Origin of the sequence: Aquimarina hainanensis (assembly GCF_042684685.1) — a bacterium.
Lineage (GTDB): Bacteria > Bacteroidota > Bacteroidia > Flavobacteriales > Flavobacteriaceae > Aquimarina > Aquimarina hainanensis.
This window is the reverse complement of the sequence record NZ_JBHULX010000039.1, coordinates 546,926-563,674: the sequence shown is the minus strand read 5'-3', so window position 1 is coordinate 563,674 and position 16,749 is coordinate 546,926. Positions and strand designations below refer to the sequence as shown.

The following is a 16,749-nucleotide window of genomic DNA, read 5'->3' as shown; positions in this document are numbered from 1 at the left end:
CTATGATTAACCGATTAATCAATTATTCGATTCATAACAAGTTTGTTATTGGATTGTTTACACTTGTGCTGATTGTTGGTGGAATATATAGCATCAAGAATGTTCCTCTGGATGCGGTTCCCGATATTACGAACAATCAGGTTCAGATTATAACACAAGCTCCCAATTTGGGAACAGAAGATATAGAACAATTTATAACGTATCCGGTAGAAGTTGCTGTTGCAAACCTTCCGGATGTTACAGAAATACGTTCCATTTCTCGTTTTGGACTGTCTGTAGTAACAGTCGTTTTTAGCGATGATATGGATACGTATCTCCCCAGGCAGCTGGTTGCAGAAAAGCTAGGGGAGATCAAATCAAAAATTCCTAAGGAAATTGGAGAACCCTTTATGGGACCAATTTCTACAGGATTAGGAGAAATTTATCAATACACCCTGGAAGTAGCCTCTGATTTTAAAGATCAATATTCTGTTACCGAATTGCGAACAATACAAGATTGGATTATACGAAGACAAATGGCAATGGTTCCAGGAGTAGTAGAGGTCAATGCCTTTGGAGGAAGTGCCAAACAATACGAGGTAGCGATTAATCCTGCTGACCTCAAGGCTATAGGGATTACTATCAATGAGGTTTATGAGGCGCTGGAGAATAACAACCAAAATACTGGGGGAGCTTATATAGAGAAAAACCATCAGGCTAATTTTATACGGGGAGAAGGGTTGATCCGTTCTATTGATGATATTAAGAAAATAGTAATTACCAATCAAAATGGAATCCCTATTACGATAGAAGATGTGGGAGAAGTTCGTTATGGGAATGCTATTCGTTATGGAGCATTGACTAAAAACGGAGAAGGAGAAGCTGTAGGAGGAATGATACTGATGCTAAAAGGAGCGAGTACAGATGACGTTATAAGAAATGTGAGAGAACGCATCGAAGCAATCCAGAAATCTCTGCCGGAAGGCGTTCGAATTAAACCCTTTTTGGATCGTAGTACCTTGATTTCAGACACCACTAGTACAGTAAGAAAAAACCTCTTAGAAGGAGCATTGATCGTTATCTTTATACTCGTTTTCTTTTTAGGGAACTGGAGAGGAGGGCTAATTGTAGCTTCTACAATTCCGTTATCGTTATTATTTGCCTTTATATTAATGAATGCTTTTGGTGTTTGGGCCAACTTGATGAGTTTAGGAGCTATTGACTTTGGGATTATTGTCGATGGAGCTGTTATTATTGTAGAGAGCACTGTATTTTTATTATATAAAAGATTGGGAAAAAAGAAAGAAGTTTCCCGGGAAGATACCAATTCATTAACGTTTCAGGCATCTTCTAAGATGATGAATACAGCCTTCTTTGGACAGTTCATAATTTTGATTGTTTTCTTGCCGATTTTAGCTCTGGAAGGTATTGAAGGGAAAATGTTTATTCCCATGGCACTAACCTTTGGATTTGCTATGATTGGGGCAATGCTTTTATGTCTAACCTATGTACCAATGATCACCTCTCTTTTTCTAAAAGTACTTGCTAAAGAAAGAAAGAGTTGGGGAGATAAAGTGGTCTTGTGGTTGGAGACAGCTTATGAAAAAATAATAACCTCAGTATTAAAAAAAGGGAAACTGATTGTATTATTATCAGTCTTGGTGCTTGGAATTTCTGGGATGTTATTTCTTAGAATGGGAGGAGAATTTATTCCTCAGCTAGATGAGGGAGATATTGCTTTTCATGCTATTTTAAAACCGGGAAGTGCTTTATCAGAAACGATTAATACTACTACAAAAATAGAAAAACTGATCAAAAATCGTTTTCCCGAAGTAGAGGACGTAATCAGTAGGATAGGGGTTGCAGATGTTCCTACAGATCCTATGCCGATGGATCTGGCGGATGTATTTGTTATTCTCAAACCCAAGTCAGAATGGACATCAGCAACTTCTAAGGAAGAACTTATCGAATTAATAAAAACAGAGGTGAGTCAGATTCCGGGAGTGAATTACGAGTTTACACAACCGATAGAAATGCGATTTAACGAGCTGATAACGGGAGTTAGGGAGGACATTGCAGTAAAGTTATATGGAGAAGATATGACGTTATTGGCAGAAAAAGCTGTCGAAATTGGAAAAATGATTGCAGCTGTAGAAGGAGTAGCTGATATGAAAGTGGAAGCTACCACAGGGCAACCCCAGATAACAATTAACTATGATCGGCATAAAATTGCACAATATGGTTTGCAAATCAGTGAATTGAATCGTTATGTGCAAACTGCTTTTGCAGGAGGAGTAGCAGGAACAATTTTTGAAGGTGAAAAACGATTTGATTTAGTTGTACGCTTAAAGGAAACACTGAGGAATGATCTTTCACATGTACAAAAACTGTTTATTTCTCTGCCGGATGGTACACAGATTCCCCTGAAAGAAGTAGCTACGATTGGTTATGAAAAAGGACCGATGCAAATAAGTAGGGATAACACCAACCGTCGTATATACGTAGGGATCAATGTCAGAGGTCGTGATGTAAAATCATTGGTAGAAGAGATTCAGGAAAAAATTGAGACACAAATTGATATTCCGGCAGGGTATTATATTCGCTATGGAGGAGCCTTTGAGAACCTGGAAAGGGCAACCCGAAAGCTGAAAATGGTAGTACCGGTTTCTCTAGGGTTGATTTTTATGCTGATTTTCTTTGCATTAAAATCATTAAAGCAAACACTGATGATTTATATAGCAATTCCTTTAGCTACTATTGGAGGAATTTTTTCTTTGGTCATCAGAGATATGCCTTTTAGTATTTCTGCAGGAGTTGGTTTTATTGTTCTTTTTGGAGTCGCAGTACTAAATGGATTGGTGTTGATTAGTGGCTTTAATGAGTTAAAAGAAGAAGGTGTATTTACTATTGATGAACGCATTCGATTGGGAACCAAAAGGAGAATTCGACCGATATTGCTTACAGCACTGACCGATATTTTAGGTTTTTTACCAATGGCACTATCCACTTCATCAGGAGCAGAAGTGCAGCGACCTTTGGCTACAGTTGTAATTGGAGGGTTGTTAACAGCTACTTTACTGACCTTGTTTATTATTCCTATTCTTTATAAATGGATAGAAGAACATGAAGAAAAACGATTGTTAAAAGGAAAGCCATCTACGCTGATTGCTGGAGTGTTTTTATTATTCGGAATAGGAACTATAACAGCTCAGGAGCAGCTTCCTCGTCAGGAAATCTCTATTGATGAGGCAGTAGAACTAGCCTTGAAGAATCATCCGCGAATGAAAGCGAGTCAATTACAATTGGACAAAGAAAAAACACTGCGATCTGCGACCTGGGATCTGGGAGAAACACAATTGTTTACTGGAGGAGAAGAGCTGGGAAACAATGCTCCCGGAGTATATACTACTTTTGGTGTCGGGCAGAATAATATAGATGTCTTTGGAATTTCTTCTAAAAATAAGTTAGTCAATGAACGTATTAAACTAGTTGATTTATCAAAAGGGATAAATGAATTAGAATTAGAAAGGCAAGTTAAAACAGCCTGGGTAAGAGCCTATACTTCTAAGCAACTTTTTAAAGCATACAAGCGGATTGACTCTGTTTTTTCCCGTTTAGAAAAGGCAGTGAACCTTCGATATCAGACCAAAGCTATTTCTAGATTATCATATAAGACTACTTCTAATCAGGGACGATTAATTCGCTTACAAAAAGAAACAGCGTATCAGCAATATATAATTGATCTGAAAAGACTCAATCAATGGCTTTTTGACGATACGGATTTTGAAGTATCAGAAATAGCTATAGCAGAATGGGATCAGGAAATATTATTAAAGACTGCTTTAGAATCGCACCCTGTACTGGAGTATCTGGGACAGGAAATATCAGTAAAAAAAGCAGAAAATAAAGTAGAGAAAAGTAAATTCTATCCTAAGTTCATTGCACAATATGGAATGCAAAAAATTGATGGGCAAACTGGTTTTTATAGTTACCAACTTGGAATTAGGCTTCCTTTGATATTTAATAAAACTAAAAGTATGGTCAAGGCAAAGAAGATTGATTCTGAAGTAGTAATAGCTGCCAATACGGAAAAAGCACAGCAATTTCAAACAGATTATTTTACAGCAGTAGCGCAATATACATTACTACAGAAACAGTGGAAGTATTATAAAGAAGAAGCTATTCCATTAGCAACAGAACAACAAAAAGGTTTGATATTATCGTATAAGGAAGGAGCAATTGATTACATTTCCTTTCTTCAAAGTATTAAAGATGCCATCCAATTAGAAATTGATGGTTGGAGAACATTGCAAACCTATATGGAAACTAAATTCCAGTTAGCTTATTTTTTAAAAACCAATAAGAAATAACATGATGAAAAAACAATATAAAGTAGTATATAAATTAATATTAACTATTATAATAATAGGAGGATTTTGGAGCTGTAATAAGGAGCAAAAGAAAAATGATCATGGGCATACACATGAAGAAGGAACTCATGAGCACTCCGGTCAGGAAAAAGAAGCACATACACATGAAGAAGTAGTACAGCTTACAGAAGCTCAGGTGCAGGTATTGGACATTGTTATTGATAGTATCAAAACCCAAGCTGTGGGAGGATATATAGAAGCTAATGGAGAATTAGGTGTGCCACCGCAAAACGAAGCAGTAGTGACCACTTATATAGGAGCAAATATTTCCAAAATCAATGTTATTGAAGGAGACAAAGTAAACAAAGGAACTGTGGTGGCTTATATTGCACATCCAGATATTATAAGCCTGCAAACAGATTATATCGAAGTGTATAATAAGCTTACATTTTTGAAACAGGATTTTGAACGACAAAAGAAACTGTATGATGCAGAAGTTGGATCAGGGAGAGATTATCAACAAGCAAAAGCAGCATGGTCCAGTGCCCGGGGAAAGGTAAAAGGTTATGAAAGTCAATTACAATTATTAGGAATATCCCCGGCTACTGTAAGAAAGGGAGGGATTAGCCAGCAAGCCCCGGTTAGAAGTCCTATTGATGGTTTTGTAGAGAAAGTATTTGTTAAATCAGGACAATACGTGCAACCTCAAACATCTTTGATGGAAATTGTCAATACAGAACATATCCATGCCGATCTCATGGTTTTTGAAAAAGATATAAAGCATGTAAAGAATGATCAAACAGTTCGATTACAGGTTAAAGCAGCAGGAGATAAGGAATTGGTAGCAAAAATATATTCTGTAGGAAAATCTTTTGAACAAGAACCTAAGGCTTTACATGTTCATGCAGAGATAGAGAATAAGGATCATAACTTATTACCAGGAATGTATGTGAGTGCTAAAATTGTAACAGATAATGTTTTGGAAAAGGTACTTCCTGAAGGAGCAATATTTGAAGAAAATGGAAAAACCTTTGCTTTTAAGGCAGAAAAAGTAGGAAATAAATGGAAGTTTACTCCCACAGAGATTCTGATAAAAAAGAAGCAAGATGGGATGGTGGCTTTAACAGTTATACAGGAAGCAGATCAAGGAAAATTGTTTGCTCATAATGGAGCGTATTATATCATAGCGGAAATGAAAAAAAGCGAAGCAGAACATGTTCATTAATGGGGGGTTTTAATATTGATTTTATGTCCGCTATTGTACTAAAAAAGATAGGGATTCGACCTACAACTAATCGAATACTGGTATATAATTATTTATCAACAGAAAAGAAAGCTGTCAGTCTTTCGGATTTAGAAAGTTGTTTTGCCAGTATGGATAGAGCTACTTTATATCGAACAATAAAAATATTTGAAGAAGCTCAGCTTGTTCATCAAATAGATGATGGATCAGGTATTCCTAAGTATGCAAGATGTAATCAGAATGCGGTAGCCCCTTCTCATGATGATACACATTTACATTTTCATTGTTTAAAATGCAAAAAGACTTCCTGCCTTACGAATTGTCAAATACCAAAGATACAAGTACCTAATCATTATCAGGTATCTGAGGTTACCATGATGATAAAAGGTACGTGTGATGAATGTAGTAGGGCATAATAAAAAAGCTCTCTATTGTGTGCTATATAGAGAGCTTTTTTATACTAAGAAGCTCTGGCTTCTTTTCCTAAAGTATGTATATAAGATGGAGTTTCAAAAGCTTTGTAATATGCATTTACAGCAGGAGTTCCTCCTAGATGAACATATAAAACAGTAGCATTTTTAGGAATTTCCCCACTGCGACACATTGATATTAAACCAGAAATAGATTTTCCTTCGTAGACTGGGTCTGTAAGCATGGCTTCTAGTGTCGCTACCCATTGAATGTTTTTGATGGTTTCTTCATTAGGAATACCATATGCAGGGTAACTATAGTTTTCATTAATCTCAATCATTTCTTCAGAAAAAGGAATTACTACACCTCCGTGGTCCTTAATTGTTTTAACAGTGTTATGACAGATTTTGGAGACTGCTTTTTGGGTCATTTCTTTATTATCTGCAGTATCTATCCCGATAATACGTCTGTTTTTTTTCTGATGTGCAAATCCAACAATCATTCCTGCTTGCGTAGAACCAGTACAGGTTGCGGTGACAATGGTATCAAAAAAATGATTCATCTTTTTTTCTTGCATTGCTATTTCATCAGCAAAGTTAGCATATCCTAATCCCCCTAGTGGGTGGTCGGAAGCTCCTGCTGGTATTGCATAAGGAATTCCTCCTTTACGTCTTACTGCCTCCATAGCATTTTCCCAGCTTTTTTTAATGGAAGTAGAATACCCATACCCATCCATAATAAGATTTCCTCCCATGAGTTTAGTGAGTAAGATGTTTCCAACTTTGTCATATATTGGATCTTTCCACTCTGCCCATGTTTCTTGTACAGTATAGGATTGAAGTCCTAGTGAAGCCGCTACAGCAGTTACTTGTCTGGTATGGTTGGATTGTACCCCTCCGATAGAAACAAGTGTATCACAGCCTTTGCGAATCGCATCCGCAGCAAGCCACTCTAGTTTCCTTACTTTGTTTCCTCCATAAGCCAAGCCGCTGGAAACATCATCTCTTTTAGCCCATATATTAACCCCCAGTTCTTTTGATAGTCGATGTAATTTATGAATGGGAGACGGAAAAAAACCAAGAGGGACTCTTGGGAAATATTTTTCTAAGTGCAGCATATCATCTGTGTTTTAAAAATTAACAAAGACGAAATTGAGAAGATTCTTTTATAAAAAATTGTAAAAAAACGAAATCAAACAGTACTGAGTACCAGGTTTTTTTCTTTTAAATATTGTCTTGGGGTCTTGGAAATTAGTCGTTTAAAATCCTTGTTGAAATGTGCCTGGTCATAATACCCGAGATCCAAAGCAGTATCCAGGATTTTTTTTCCTTTTTTTATTTCTACCCCAGATTTTCTTAAACGGACAATAGATTGAAACACTTTTGGTCTGATCCCGATATATTTTGAAAAATCATTTTCTAATGTTCTTTGTGATTGTTTGTATTGAGGAATAAAATCAAGAATTTTTTTACTCCCTCTGGAGTCCTCTATATTTTTTATAAATGCGGTAAGATTGTGTTTAATATGATCATTTTTAGAAGAAAAATCAGACTGAAACTGATAGTGTACATCTATTAATGCATGTGTTAACTGCATAGAAGAGGTACAAGATGCCATATAAAATACCTTATTCATAAAATCAGTAGAGAAGACTTCTTTTGCCGGGAGAATACGATCAACCAACTCTTTAGTAGAATTATGAGATAAAAAATAAAGTACCCAGGGTTGAAATTTAATACCAAAGACTTTATAAGGCTTATGAGCAAGTATTTTTCCGGAAAACTGTAGCTGTCCCCAAAAAAGTGCAGTATTAGGAAGAATAATGGGAGATTCTTGATGACTTACCCATATAGGAGTGGTCGCAATTGTCAATTCAGGATTTCCGTCTGGTAAAAAAAGTTGTTGCCGGTTGATTTCTATACATTCAAATGCATATATACTTTTTAGAAAAGTATCATAAGGTGCAGGTATTTTATATTCAGTAAAGGTCACGTATAGAAAGAATTGATAAGGCAAATTTCTGGAAATATTGTAAAGATAAAAAAATGAATAGCATAAGCTTATTATATAGTACCATAAGTAAAATTTATGAATGTAATAATATATAAATTCAATTATTCAATAGATTTGTTGAATAATTGAATTAAAATGGACAAACAGTTTTTTAAGCAAGCCATATATCAGGAAATCGCTACCATAGGGAAAGCATTATCTAATCCATATCGATTGCGGATTGTGAATATTCTATCCCAGGGAGATTATTCTGTAGATCAGATCGCTACAGAATTGAATATTAGTATTGCCAATGCATCACAGCATTTGCAGGTTTTAAAGAAATCCAAATTAGTTACGTCTCATAAGAAAGGACATTATGTTATTTATAGTTTACCTAATACAGATGTTCATAAGCTATGGAATGCGCTGCAGAATTTTGGACTTACGAATAGTTTAGAAGTAAAATCTACGCTGGAAACATTTAAAAAACAAACATTCGCAGAAGTACCTTCGATTACCATTGATGAATTGTTAAAAGAACATAAGCTAACAGATATTTGTTTTTTAGATGTTCGACCTGAAAAAGAATTCAAAAAAGCAGCTATTGCAAATGCGGTTTCTGTTCCGGTAGAAAAAATTTCAGATCATATACGACACTTGCCTAAAGAAAAACAAATAGTCGTCTATTGCCGGGGACCTTTATGTGTTTTTGCAGATGAAGCCGTATTACTACTAAAAGAAAAAGGATATGATGCAATCCGGTTAGAAGAAGACGTATTAAGTTGGGAATATAAAGGATTACCAGTTAATTAAAACGAATAAATGCAATGACAGATACTTTAATCAGTGTAGAAGAATTACGAACAAAGCTTGAGAATAAGGAACGTATACAGGTTATCGATATACGTCCTTTAGAGGAGCGAGAAGAATGGAAAATTCCTGGAAGTGTACATGTAGATGTATATCATCAATTAAAATCGGGAAAAGAAGATGTGTTTTCAACGATGGATTTTCTAAAAGATGAAACAGTGGTAACCGTTTGTGCTGCAGGGAAAACAAGTCTTATAGCTATGGAACAGTTACGAAAAAAAGGAGTAAAAGTATATTCTCTCGAAGGAGGAATGAGAAGTTGGACTCGTGCCTGGAATACTGCTATTACAGAAGATAAACACCTAAAAATTATTCAGGTGAGAAGAACAGGAAAAGGATGTTTATCTTATATAATAGGGAGTGATGGGGAAGCCTTGGTAATTGACCCATCCTTGGATATCGAAGTATATATTAGTATAGCTAAAAATAATAATTGGAAGATTACCCATGTGCTGGATACGCATATTCATGCGGATCATTTCTCGAGAGCTAAACGGTTAGCTACAACAGTAAAAGCACAATTGTTAATGCCTCCTAATACAGCTCTTCAGTATCCATATGAAAAGATACAGGATCAGCAATTAATTTCATTTGGTTTGACGAACATACAAGCAATAGCGACTCCTGGACACACTTCGGATAGTTTTAGTTATTTGCTACAAGAAAAATATCTTTTTAGCGGAGATACATTATTTACCAAAGGAGTAGGGAGACCCGACTTAAAAGCAAATACTGATCAAGCAAAAATAAAAGCAGGAATATTATATGATTCTCTACAAAAAATATTGAGCTTATCTAAGGATATAATTGTATTCCCCGGACACATAAGTGAACCTGTTAGTTTTGATGGAAAAACAATTGCCAATTCGTTGGGAAATATAATTGATACAGTCCCTTTGTTAACATTAGAGAAGCAACTTTTTGTACAGGCGTTATTAGCTAATATCCCATTAACTCCTCCTAATTATGAGAAAATCGTGGCACTTAATTATAAAGGAGACATAAAAGAGCGGGAGTTAATTGGTTTGGAAGCAGGGGCTAATCGTTGTGCAATTTCATAAAAACAATATAATGATGAAAGATACGAATGTACGTTTGGGATTAAAGGAAAACTGGAAACAATTTACTTTGTTATTAGTGGTGAATGCTTTTGTAGGAGGAATGGTTGGACTGGAAAGGACAATTTTGCCTCAATTGGCAAAGGAAGATTTTGGTCTTGTTTCTACTACTGCAATTCTATCATTTATTATTGTTTTCGGGATTACCAAAGCAATTACAAATTATTTTACAGGTGCTTTGGCAAATAAACTTGGGAGAAAGAATTTATTGATTATTGGTTGGTTGATAGCAATTCCTATTCCCTATATCCTTATGGTAGCAAGTCATTGGAACTGGATTGTATTTGCGAATGTGTTGTTAGGAGTTAATCAAGGACTTACCTGGTCAAGTACTGTAGTTATGAAGATAGATTTAGTAGGAGAAAAAGATAGGGGGTTGGCGATGGGATTAAATGAGTCTTTTGGTTATTTTTCTATTGCAATTGTAGCATTTACAACAGGTTGGATCGCTGCGGAATATGGAGTTCGACCTTATCCATTTTATCAAGGTGTTTTCTTTGTCATTCTAGGGTTGATATTGAGTGTTTTATTTATTAAGGATACAGTTTCTCATGTACATAAAGAAGCGGTTCATAGCGATGTCCCTTTATTGAATAATATCGTATGGGAAACCACATGGCAAAACAAGAACTTAGGATCGATCACTCAGGCTGGATTTGTCAATAACCTCAATGATGGAATGGTTTGGGGAATATTACCTGTGATATTAGCTAATAAAGGGTTTCATATAAAAGAGATCGCAGTTATTGTTGCTATTTATCCAGCAGTATGGGGAATAGGACAATTGCTTACAGGAAAATTATCAGATATATATAATAAAAAGAAGATGTTGTTTGCCGGGATGATCTTACAAGGGATTTCTTTATTGGGTATGTTTTGGGCGACTACTTTGTTTCAGTTTTATTTTCTGGCATTTGTATTAGGAGTAGGTACGGCAATTGTATATCCAACCTTTTTATCGGCTTTGGCAAGTTTTACAAATCCAGTACAACGGGCTCAGAGTATAGGTGTTTTCCGATTATGGAGGGATTTAGGTTATGCTTTTGGAGCTTTATTAACCATCGCTTTGACCTATTTTTTTGAAATGGATAGTACTCTTCTATTTATAGGAGGACTTACTGTATTATCAGGAATACTATTAAAAATAAGAATGACATAAATAGCGAATGAAAAAAGAAGATTTTATTTATCTGGATTATAATGCATCTACTCCTCATGATCCGGAAGTAGTTGAGGCGATGATGCCGTATTTGTTAGAGCGTTATGGGAACCCTTCCAGTGCACATTCGTTAGGTAGAATAGCTAAAATAGCTGTAGATACAGCAAGGAAACAAGTGGCTGATTTATTGCATGCTACCGCAGAAGAAATTGTGTTCACCAGCGGAGGAACAGAAGCGAATAACTATGCAATTATTGGAGCAGCACATTTTTATAGAAGCCAGGGCAACCATATTATTACATCTTCTATTGAGCACCCTGCTGTATTAGAAGTATGTAAATCTTTAGAAAAAACTGGTTTTGAAGTGACTTATCTACCGGTAGATACTAAAGGAATTATTGATATACACATGCTAGAAAAAGCTATTAAACCAACAACAATTCTTATTAGTATTATGCATGCGAATAACGAAACCGGAGCGATACAACCAATTCGGCAGATAGGAGAAATAGCCCAAAGAAATCATGTAGTTTTTCATACAGATGCGGCGCAAAGCCTTGGAAAAATACCGGTAGATGTAGAAAAGATGCACATTGATTTACTTTCAGTAGCCGGGCATAAGATGTATGCTCCAAAAGGAGTAGGAGCTTTATATGTACGAAAGGGAATTCATCTAAAAAAAATTATGTTTGGAGCCGGACATGAATTTGGGATTCGTCCTGGTACTGAAAATGTACCCTATATTGTTGGATTAGGGAAAGCAAGTGAATTGGCGATGAAACAATTGGAATATAATCAACAATACCTATCGGATATAAAAAGCCATCTAAAAACAGCTTTGTTAAAAGAGCAATTAAACTTTGTTGTTAACGGAACAGCTATTAATACACTCCCCAATACATTGAATATAAGTTTTCGGAATGTAGATGCCCGAAAATTATTAGAACGGTGTAAGGAGGTCATAGGGCTTTCAGTGGGCTCTGCTTGTCACAGTGGAAAAACAATAGATTCTGAAATTTTAAAAGCAGTTTTACCCGATATGTCATATGCCAAAGGAACATTCCGGTTCTCAGTAGGAAAATATACTACGAAAGAAGAAGTAGAAAGAGCGGCTAAGATCTTAGCCGCAGAAATTCATGCTTAAAAACCTACTTCATTAGTACTAGTTTCTTAATTTTTTATTGAAGTGTAACATTACCAGCCATGCTATTAAATAGTGTGGCTTTGGTAGTGAAATATTTATTTTCCATTTTATTAGCCTTTAGTTTGGCACTAATTAAACTTTTCTCTCTGGAGTTTATAAGGAAGAGAGAGCTTTCACCTAAAGAGAATTTTCGCTCTTCTGCTTTTAGCAATATGGTATAATCATCAACAACCTTATCAATTAATTCATTTTGAAGTACGAAAGAGTTTAATTCCTGTCGGATCGCAGCGATTTTATTCTTTATTTTTAGAGAGGTAAGATTCATTTTCAGTTTGGTATCCTGTAATTTAGCTTTTGCGAGTTTGAGATCAGCTCGTTCTTTTCTGAGAAATAACGGAAAACGAATTTTTATCCCACTTTTATAATTAACAGTATTAAAGGAAGCGAATTGATCAGGTGTTTCGGATAAGAAATTATATTCCAGATCTATTTTTGGTAATAATTTATTAGTCTTTAAACGCTTGTCAATAATCAAGCTTTTGTATTTGTATTCTAAAGATTTGACTTTGGGATGATTTGCTACATCAATTGTATCTGGAGTTGATAAGGTATTAAAGGTGATATCTAATTGTTCTCCGGTATTGATATCAGGAATGATTTCCTCTTGTAATTCTAATGGAATGTTATCATTAATCCATAAATAGGTAGCTAGATTTAGACTGTATTTGTTCCATTTTACTCTGGCTTGCTCCAGGCTTAATGTTCTGTTTTGTACAGTTATTCCTGCTTCTACTGTATCTATTGTAGCCTTTTCTCCTAATTCAGCACTTTTTTTGATTCCTTTAAAACGCAATGTTGCATTGTCTACATATTGCTTGTATATAAGCATTTCATTGTAGGTTTTTAACCAGTCAAAGTACGCTACAGCGGCATCAAATATGATTTGATTGACAAGAAGGTCTCTATCGGCTTTTGCTTGTTTCTTGAAGAATTTTGCTTTTTTTAATGAAGCCATTCGTTCATTGATCAATAGCCCTTGCGCCAATGAGAAGGAGATTCCGGCATTATATAATCCATCAGTAGGCACAGTTGCTTCCGGATTTAAATATATTCCATCATTTTCCTCAAAATTTGCTTTTAATTCAATTCCATACCAGGTAGGGATTTTGAAGGTTGCATTTAATTTATCGTAATAGGTTTTTTCTTTGAACCGCTTTCTTTTATAATCAACTTCCAGTTTTGGATCAAAAGCCCCTCTTGCTTTCATTAGTTTAGCTTGCCCTATATCTAGTTTTAAGTCTGCTTGCTTTACAACGGGGTGGTACTTTATAATGTAGCCCAGATACTCTCTAAAAGTGAGAATATGATCTTTCTGAGCAGTCAGGCTACTGCTGAGCATGCTAATAATAAGTAGTATACTAATTCTCATTCTTACTTCTTCTTTTTATCGGCTTCTTTTTGTGATGTTGGTTGATAGAAGTTAGGAGGGAAGCTGTTAATTTTCCTCCATACTTCGAACCAGATGGGAACATCTTCTAACAGTGCAATTGTTTTGGCTCCTGATCCTACTCGTAATGCCTCTGGCCATTGGTGATCATCTTTATCCGGAGATAAGAGAATTCTGTATTTTCCATTGGCACTAATAAAATTTTCGATAGCGACTACGGTTCCTCCGTAGGTACCATAAGATACATTAGGCCAACCGCTAAATATGATGGCTGGCCACCCATCAAATTGTATCCGTACTTTTTCTCCTAAGTGAATGAGTGGTAGATCAATAGGTTCTACATAAGTTTCTACAGCCAGTTCATATTGTTGTGGCATAATACTGAGGAGTTTTTCTCCTGCTTTAAAGGTTTCTCCTATACCTGCCCGTAATGCCTTATTAATAAACCCATCAAACGGGGCAGTTACATATTGCATAGTATTCCTGATTTCGTAATTACTAAAAGAGTTTTCCAGTTTAGACACCTGTGCTTCTGTATCTAACTGACTAGATTGCGCTGTAAAACGATTGCTTTGGGCTTTAGAAATCTTATCGGTATATTCTGCTTGTATTCTGTTTATTTCTAATTGTGCGTTTATAACTTCATTTTTACTTGCCAGGTATTTGTTTTCCACACTTACCAATTTAGCTTCTGTTTCTTGTAGTTTTAATCGCTTGGCTTCTACATCTTTTAAGGCTTTAAGACCTTCTTTTTCCAGGGAAACGGTACGATCAAACTGGCGTTGAGCAATTGTAATATTGGTTTTTGCTGCTTCGAGATTAATACTGTCACTTTTGGATTTTAGAATGCTTTGTTGCAGCTTATTTCTACTCTGTTTTAGTTTTAATGTCCGAGCACTAATCAGCGCGGAAATCTGACGTTCCAGCGCATCTACTTTTCCTTTATAAGAGTCTACCGATAATGATTTTGCCTTAATCTGCTGGCCTGTTCGTTGCATCAGATTCGGATCGAAATATTCACTTTTTATCTCTGAGATAAATAGGATGGTATCTCCTTTTTTTACATGGTCACCTTCTTTTACATACCATTTTTCTATTCTACCAGGAATTACCGATTGAATCGTTTGTGGTCTTTGATCAGGTTTTAGAGTAGTAAGGTACCCTTTTCCACTAATATTTTGCGTCCAGGGCATAAATAAAGTGATCAGTAGTATAACCGAAAAAGCAATTAAAAATCGATTAAAGGTCTTATAATATCTTTTGTGAAATACTTTTTTACCGGATTTGTATACCGATAAATCAATATCGTTATGTATTTTGTTATTAGAAATATTAAGCATGATGAACTAAATTATCCGGTTATTTTTCCACTTTTTAAAGTTACCAATGTAGAGCAGCAAGAATTCCATAGTCGATTTTTACTAACAATGACTAATCCCCAAGGGTTTTTCTTATCTATCAAAAAGGTGATTAATCTATTGGCTTCTTCTGCGTCAAACTGATCAAAAGGATCTTCCAAGATGATCAATTTTGGTTTTTGAGCAATTGCTCTGGCTAATACAATTTTCTTTGCGACGGTGTTAGACATTTGTTTTCCTTCTGGATATAAAATTGTATGTAATCCTTTGGGTTGCTCTTTTACAAAATCAATAAGTCCGGTTTTTTCTAACGTCCATAGAACGGTTTCTTCTGTGATTGAAGGATCTCCAAAAGTGATGTTTTCCAGAATACTCCCTTCAAATGGAGTTTCTTCAGATAGTGATAATCCCAGGTTTCCTCTGTAATAATTAAGACTTATTCCATTCAAAGACAAACTGTTTACATACATTTTACCTTTTGTAGGTTCAATAATTCCTGCAATTACCCGGAGTAAGCTCGATTTTCCGGAACCACTTTCTCCCTGAATAAGAATTCTACTTTTAGTGTTTATTTTTAAGTTTATATTCTGTAAAATATGTTCCTCTTTATCAGGAACCAAATAAGATACACTATCTAATTCTACAGAGAAATCCGCAGCAGTAAAGGTTGGTTTTACCCCTTCTTGGTTCTCTAATTCTTTATCTACTACCTGACCGATTTTTTCCAGAGAGGTTAGTACATCATAAAAGGATTCAAGCCCTAAAATAAGTTTCTCTACAGAACTGATGATTAATAGTATTATAATCTCAGCAGCAACAAACTGTCCGATATTCATTTCCTGATTAAGCACCAGAATACCTCCGACAATTAGTAATCCGGCAGTAACTAATACTTTAAAACCAACCATTTGTATAAATTGAATCATCAATATTTTGAAATGGCTTTCTCTGGCTTTTAAATAATCACTGACTAAGCTATCATTTTTGGTAATCGCCAAATTGGTTTTTCCAGAGGATTTAAAACTAATAACAGTTCTGGCTATTTCCTGGATCCAATGTGCGACTTTATATTTGTTTTTAGATTCTTTTAGGCTTGTTTCTAATCCTCTTTGAGCTGTAAGTTTAAATACAATATATACCAAAAAGAGGAGTGATATTCCATAAATAATGAAAAAAGTATGATAGAAGGATAGTAATATAAGACCAAAAGTAATCTGTAAGATGGTCGTAGGAACATCTATTAGTATTTTGGTAAACCCCTTTTGTACAGTTAGTGTATCAAAGAATCGGTTTGCTAACTCCGGAGGATAATAGTTGCGGAGTTCACTCATTTTTATTTTAGGAAAGCGATATGCAAACTCAAAAGATGCTCTGGTAAAAATACGTTGTTGTATGGTTTCAATAATTCGCATTTGCATTAATTGCAGAGCTCCTGCAAATGCCACTCCAATAGTAACCAAAGCGACTAAAACGATCCAGGAAGTACTTATTTGTGCTCCCTGCATCAGGTTAATAATAGCTTGAATTCCCAAAGGAAGGGATAAACTCACCAGCCCGGAAAATACTGCATAATAAAATATCTGAATGATATCTTTTTTTTCTAACTTCATTAAGCCTATTAAGCGTTGCCACGCAGTCATTATTTTTTTATTCAT

The 16,749-nt window shown here is 35.4% G+C and carries 12 protein-coding genes; 7 read left to right on the top strand and 5 right to left on the bottom strand.

Annotation, left to right across the window (positions count from 1 at the left end):
* Positions 1-2 precede the first annotated feature (2 nt).
* From ACFSTE_RS18435 to ACFSTE_RS18425, 3 genes are read left to right on the top strand one after another with little or no spacing between them, the layout of a single operon-like run.
* Positions 3-4,349, top strand: a complete 4,347-nt coding sequence (locus ACFSTE_RS18435; RefSeq protein WP_378254952.1) for a CusA/CzcA family heavy metal efflux RND transporter — start codon at positions 3-5, stop codon at positions 4,347-4,349.
* A 1-nt stretch (position 4,350) separates the two neighbouring features.
* Positions 4,351-5,574 (top strand): efflux RND transporter periplasmic adaptor subunit, encoded by a 1,224-nt coding sequence (locus ACFSTE_RS18430; protein ID WP_378254950.1) that lies wholly within the window; start codon positions 4,351-4,353, stop codon positions 5,572-5,574.
* Positions 5,575-5,597: 23 nt separating this feature from the next.
* Complete coding sequence (locus tag ACFSTE_RS18425; protein ID WP_378254948.1) at positions 5,598-6,008, top strand: Fur family transcriptional regulator; 411 nt, start codon at positions 5,598-5,600, stop codon at positions 6,006-6,008.
* A gap of 44 nt (positions 6,009-6,052) precedes the next feature.
* On the opposite strand, the gene ACFSTE_RS18420 is transcribed toward ACFSTE_RS18425, so the two are convergent.
* Entirely contained in the window at positions 6,053-7,120 is a 1,068-nt protein-coding gene (locus ACFSTE_RS18420) for a 1-aminocyclopropane-1-carboxylate deaminase (protein ID WP_378254946.1), read from the bottom strand.
* A gap of 74 nt (positions 7,121-7,194) precedes the next feature.
* Positions 7,195-7,995, bottom strand: a complete 801-nt coding sequence (locus ACFSTE_RS18415) for a helix-turn-helix domain-containing protein (RefSeq protein WP_176030199.1) — start codon at positions 7,993-7,995, stop codon at positions 7,195-7,197.
* Positions 7,996-8,151: 156 nt separating this feature from the next.
* Here ACFSTE_RS18415 and ACFSTE_RS18410 point away from each other — a divergent pair, with 156 nt between their 5' ends.
* Genes ACFSTE_RS18410 through ACFSTE_RS18395 form a run of 4 tightly spaced genes read left to right on the top strand, consistent with a single transcriptional unit; the run spans position 8,152 to position 12,289 of the window.
* The gene (locus ACFSTE_RS18410) at positions 8,152-8,811 is read left to right on the top strand and encodes an ArsR/SmtB family transcription factor (RefSeq protein WP_378254944.1); all 660 of its coding nucleotides are present in this window, start codon (positions 8,152-8,154) and stop codon (positions 8,809-8,811) included.
* A 14-nt stretch (positions 8,812-8,825) separates the two neighbouring features.
* Positions 8,826-9,929, top strand: coding sequence for an MBL fold metallo-hydrolase (locus tag ACFSTE_RS18405; protein ID WP_378254942.1), 1,104 nt, complete (start codon positions 8,826-8,828; stop codon positions 9,927-9,929).
* A 10-nt stretch (positions 9,930-9,939) separates the two neighbouring features.
* Positions 9,940-11,145, top strand: coding sequence for an MFS transporter (locus ACFSTE_RS18400; RefSeq protein WP_254884035.1), 1,206 nt, complete (start codon positions 9,940-9,942; stop codon positions 11,143-11,145).
* Positions 11,146-11,152: 7 nt separating this feature from the next.
* A complete protein-coding gene (locus ACFSTE_RS18395) occupies positions 11,153-12,289 on the top strand; it encodes a cysteine desulfurase family protein (protein ID WP_378254940.1) in 1,137 nt (378 codons plus the stop codon).
* Between the two features lie 34 nt (positions 12,290-12,323).
* Here ACFSTE_RS18395 and ACFSTE_RS18390 read toward each other — a convergent pair whose 3' ends face one another.
* From ACFSTE_RS18390 to ACFSTE_RS18380, 3 genes are read right to left on the bottom strand one after another with little or no spacing between them, the layout of a single operon-like run.
* On the bottom strand, positions 12,324-13,718 hold the full coding sequence (locus tag ACFSTE_RS18390) for a TolC family protein (RefSeq protein WP_176030203.1): 1,395 nt from the start codon (positions 13,716-13,718) through the stop codon (positions 12,324-12,326).
* Between the two features lie 2 nt (positions 13,719-13,720).
* Complete coding sequence (locus tag ACFSTE_RS18385; protein WP_378254938.1) at positions 13,721-15,076, bottom strand: HlyD family secretion protein; 1,356 nt, start codon at positions 15,074-15,076, stop codon at positions 13,721-13,723.
* An 11-nt stretch (positions 15,077-15,087) separates the two neighbouring features.
* Entirely contained in the window at positions 15,088-16,749 is a 1,662-nt protein-coding gene (locus ACFSTE_RS18380) for a peptidase domain-containing ABC transporter (RefSeq protein ID WP_176030205.1), read from the bottom strand.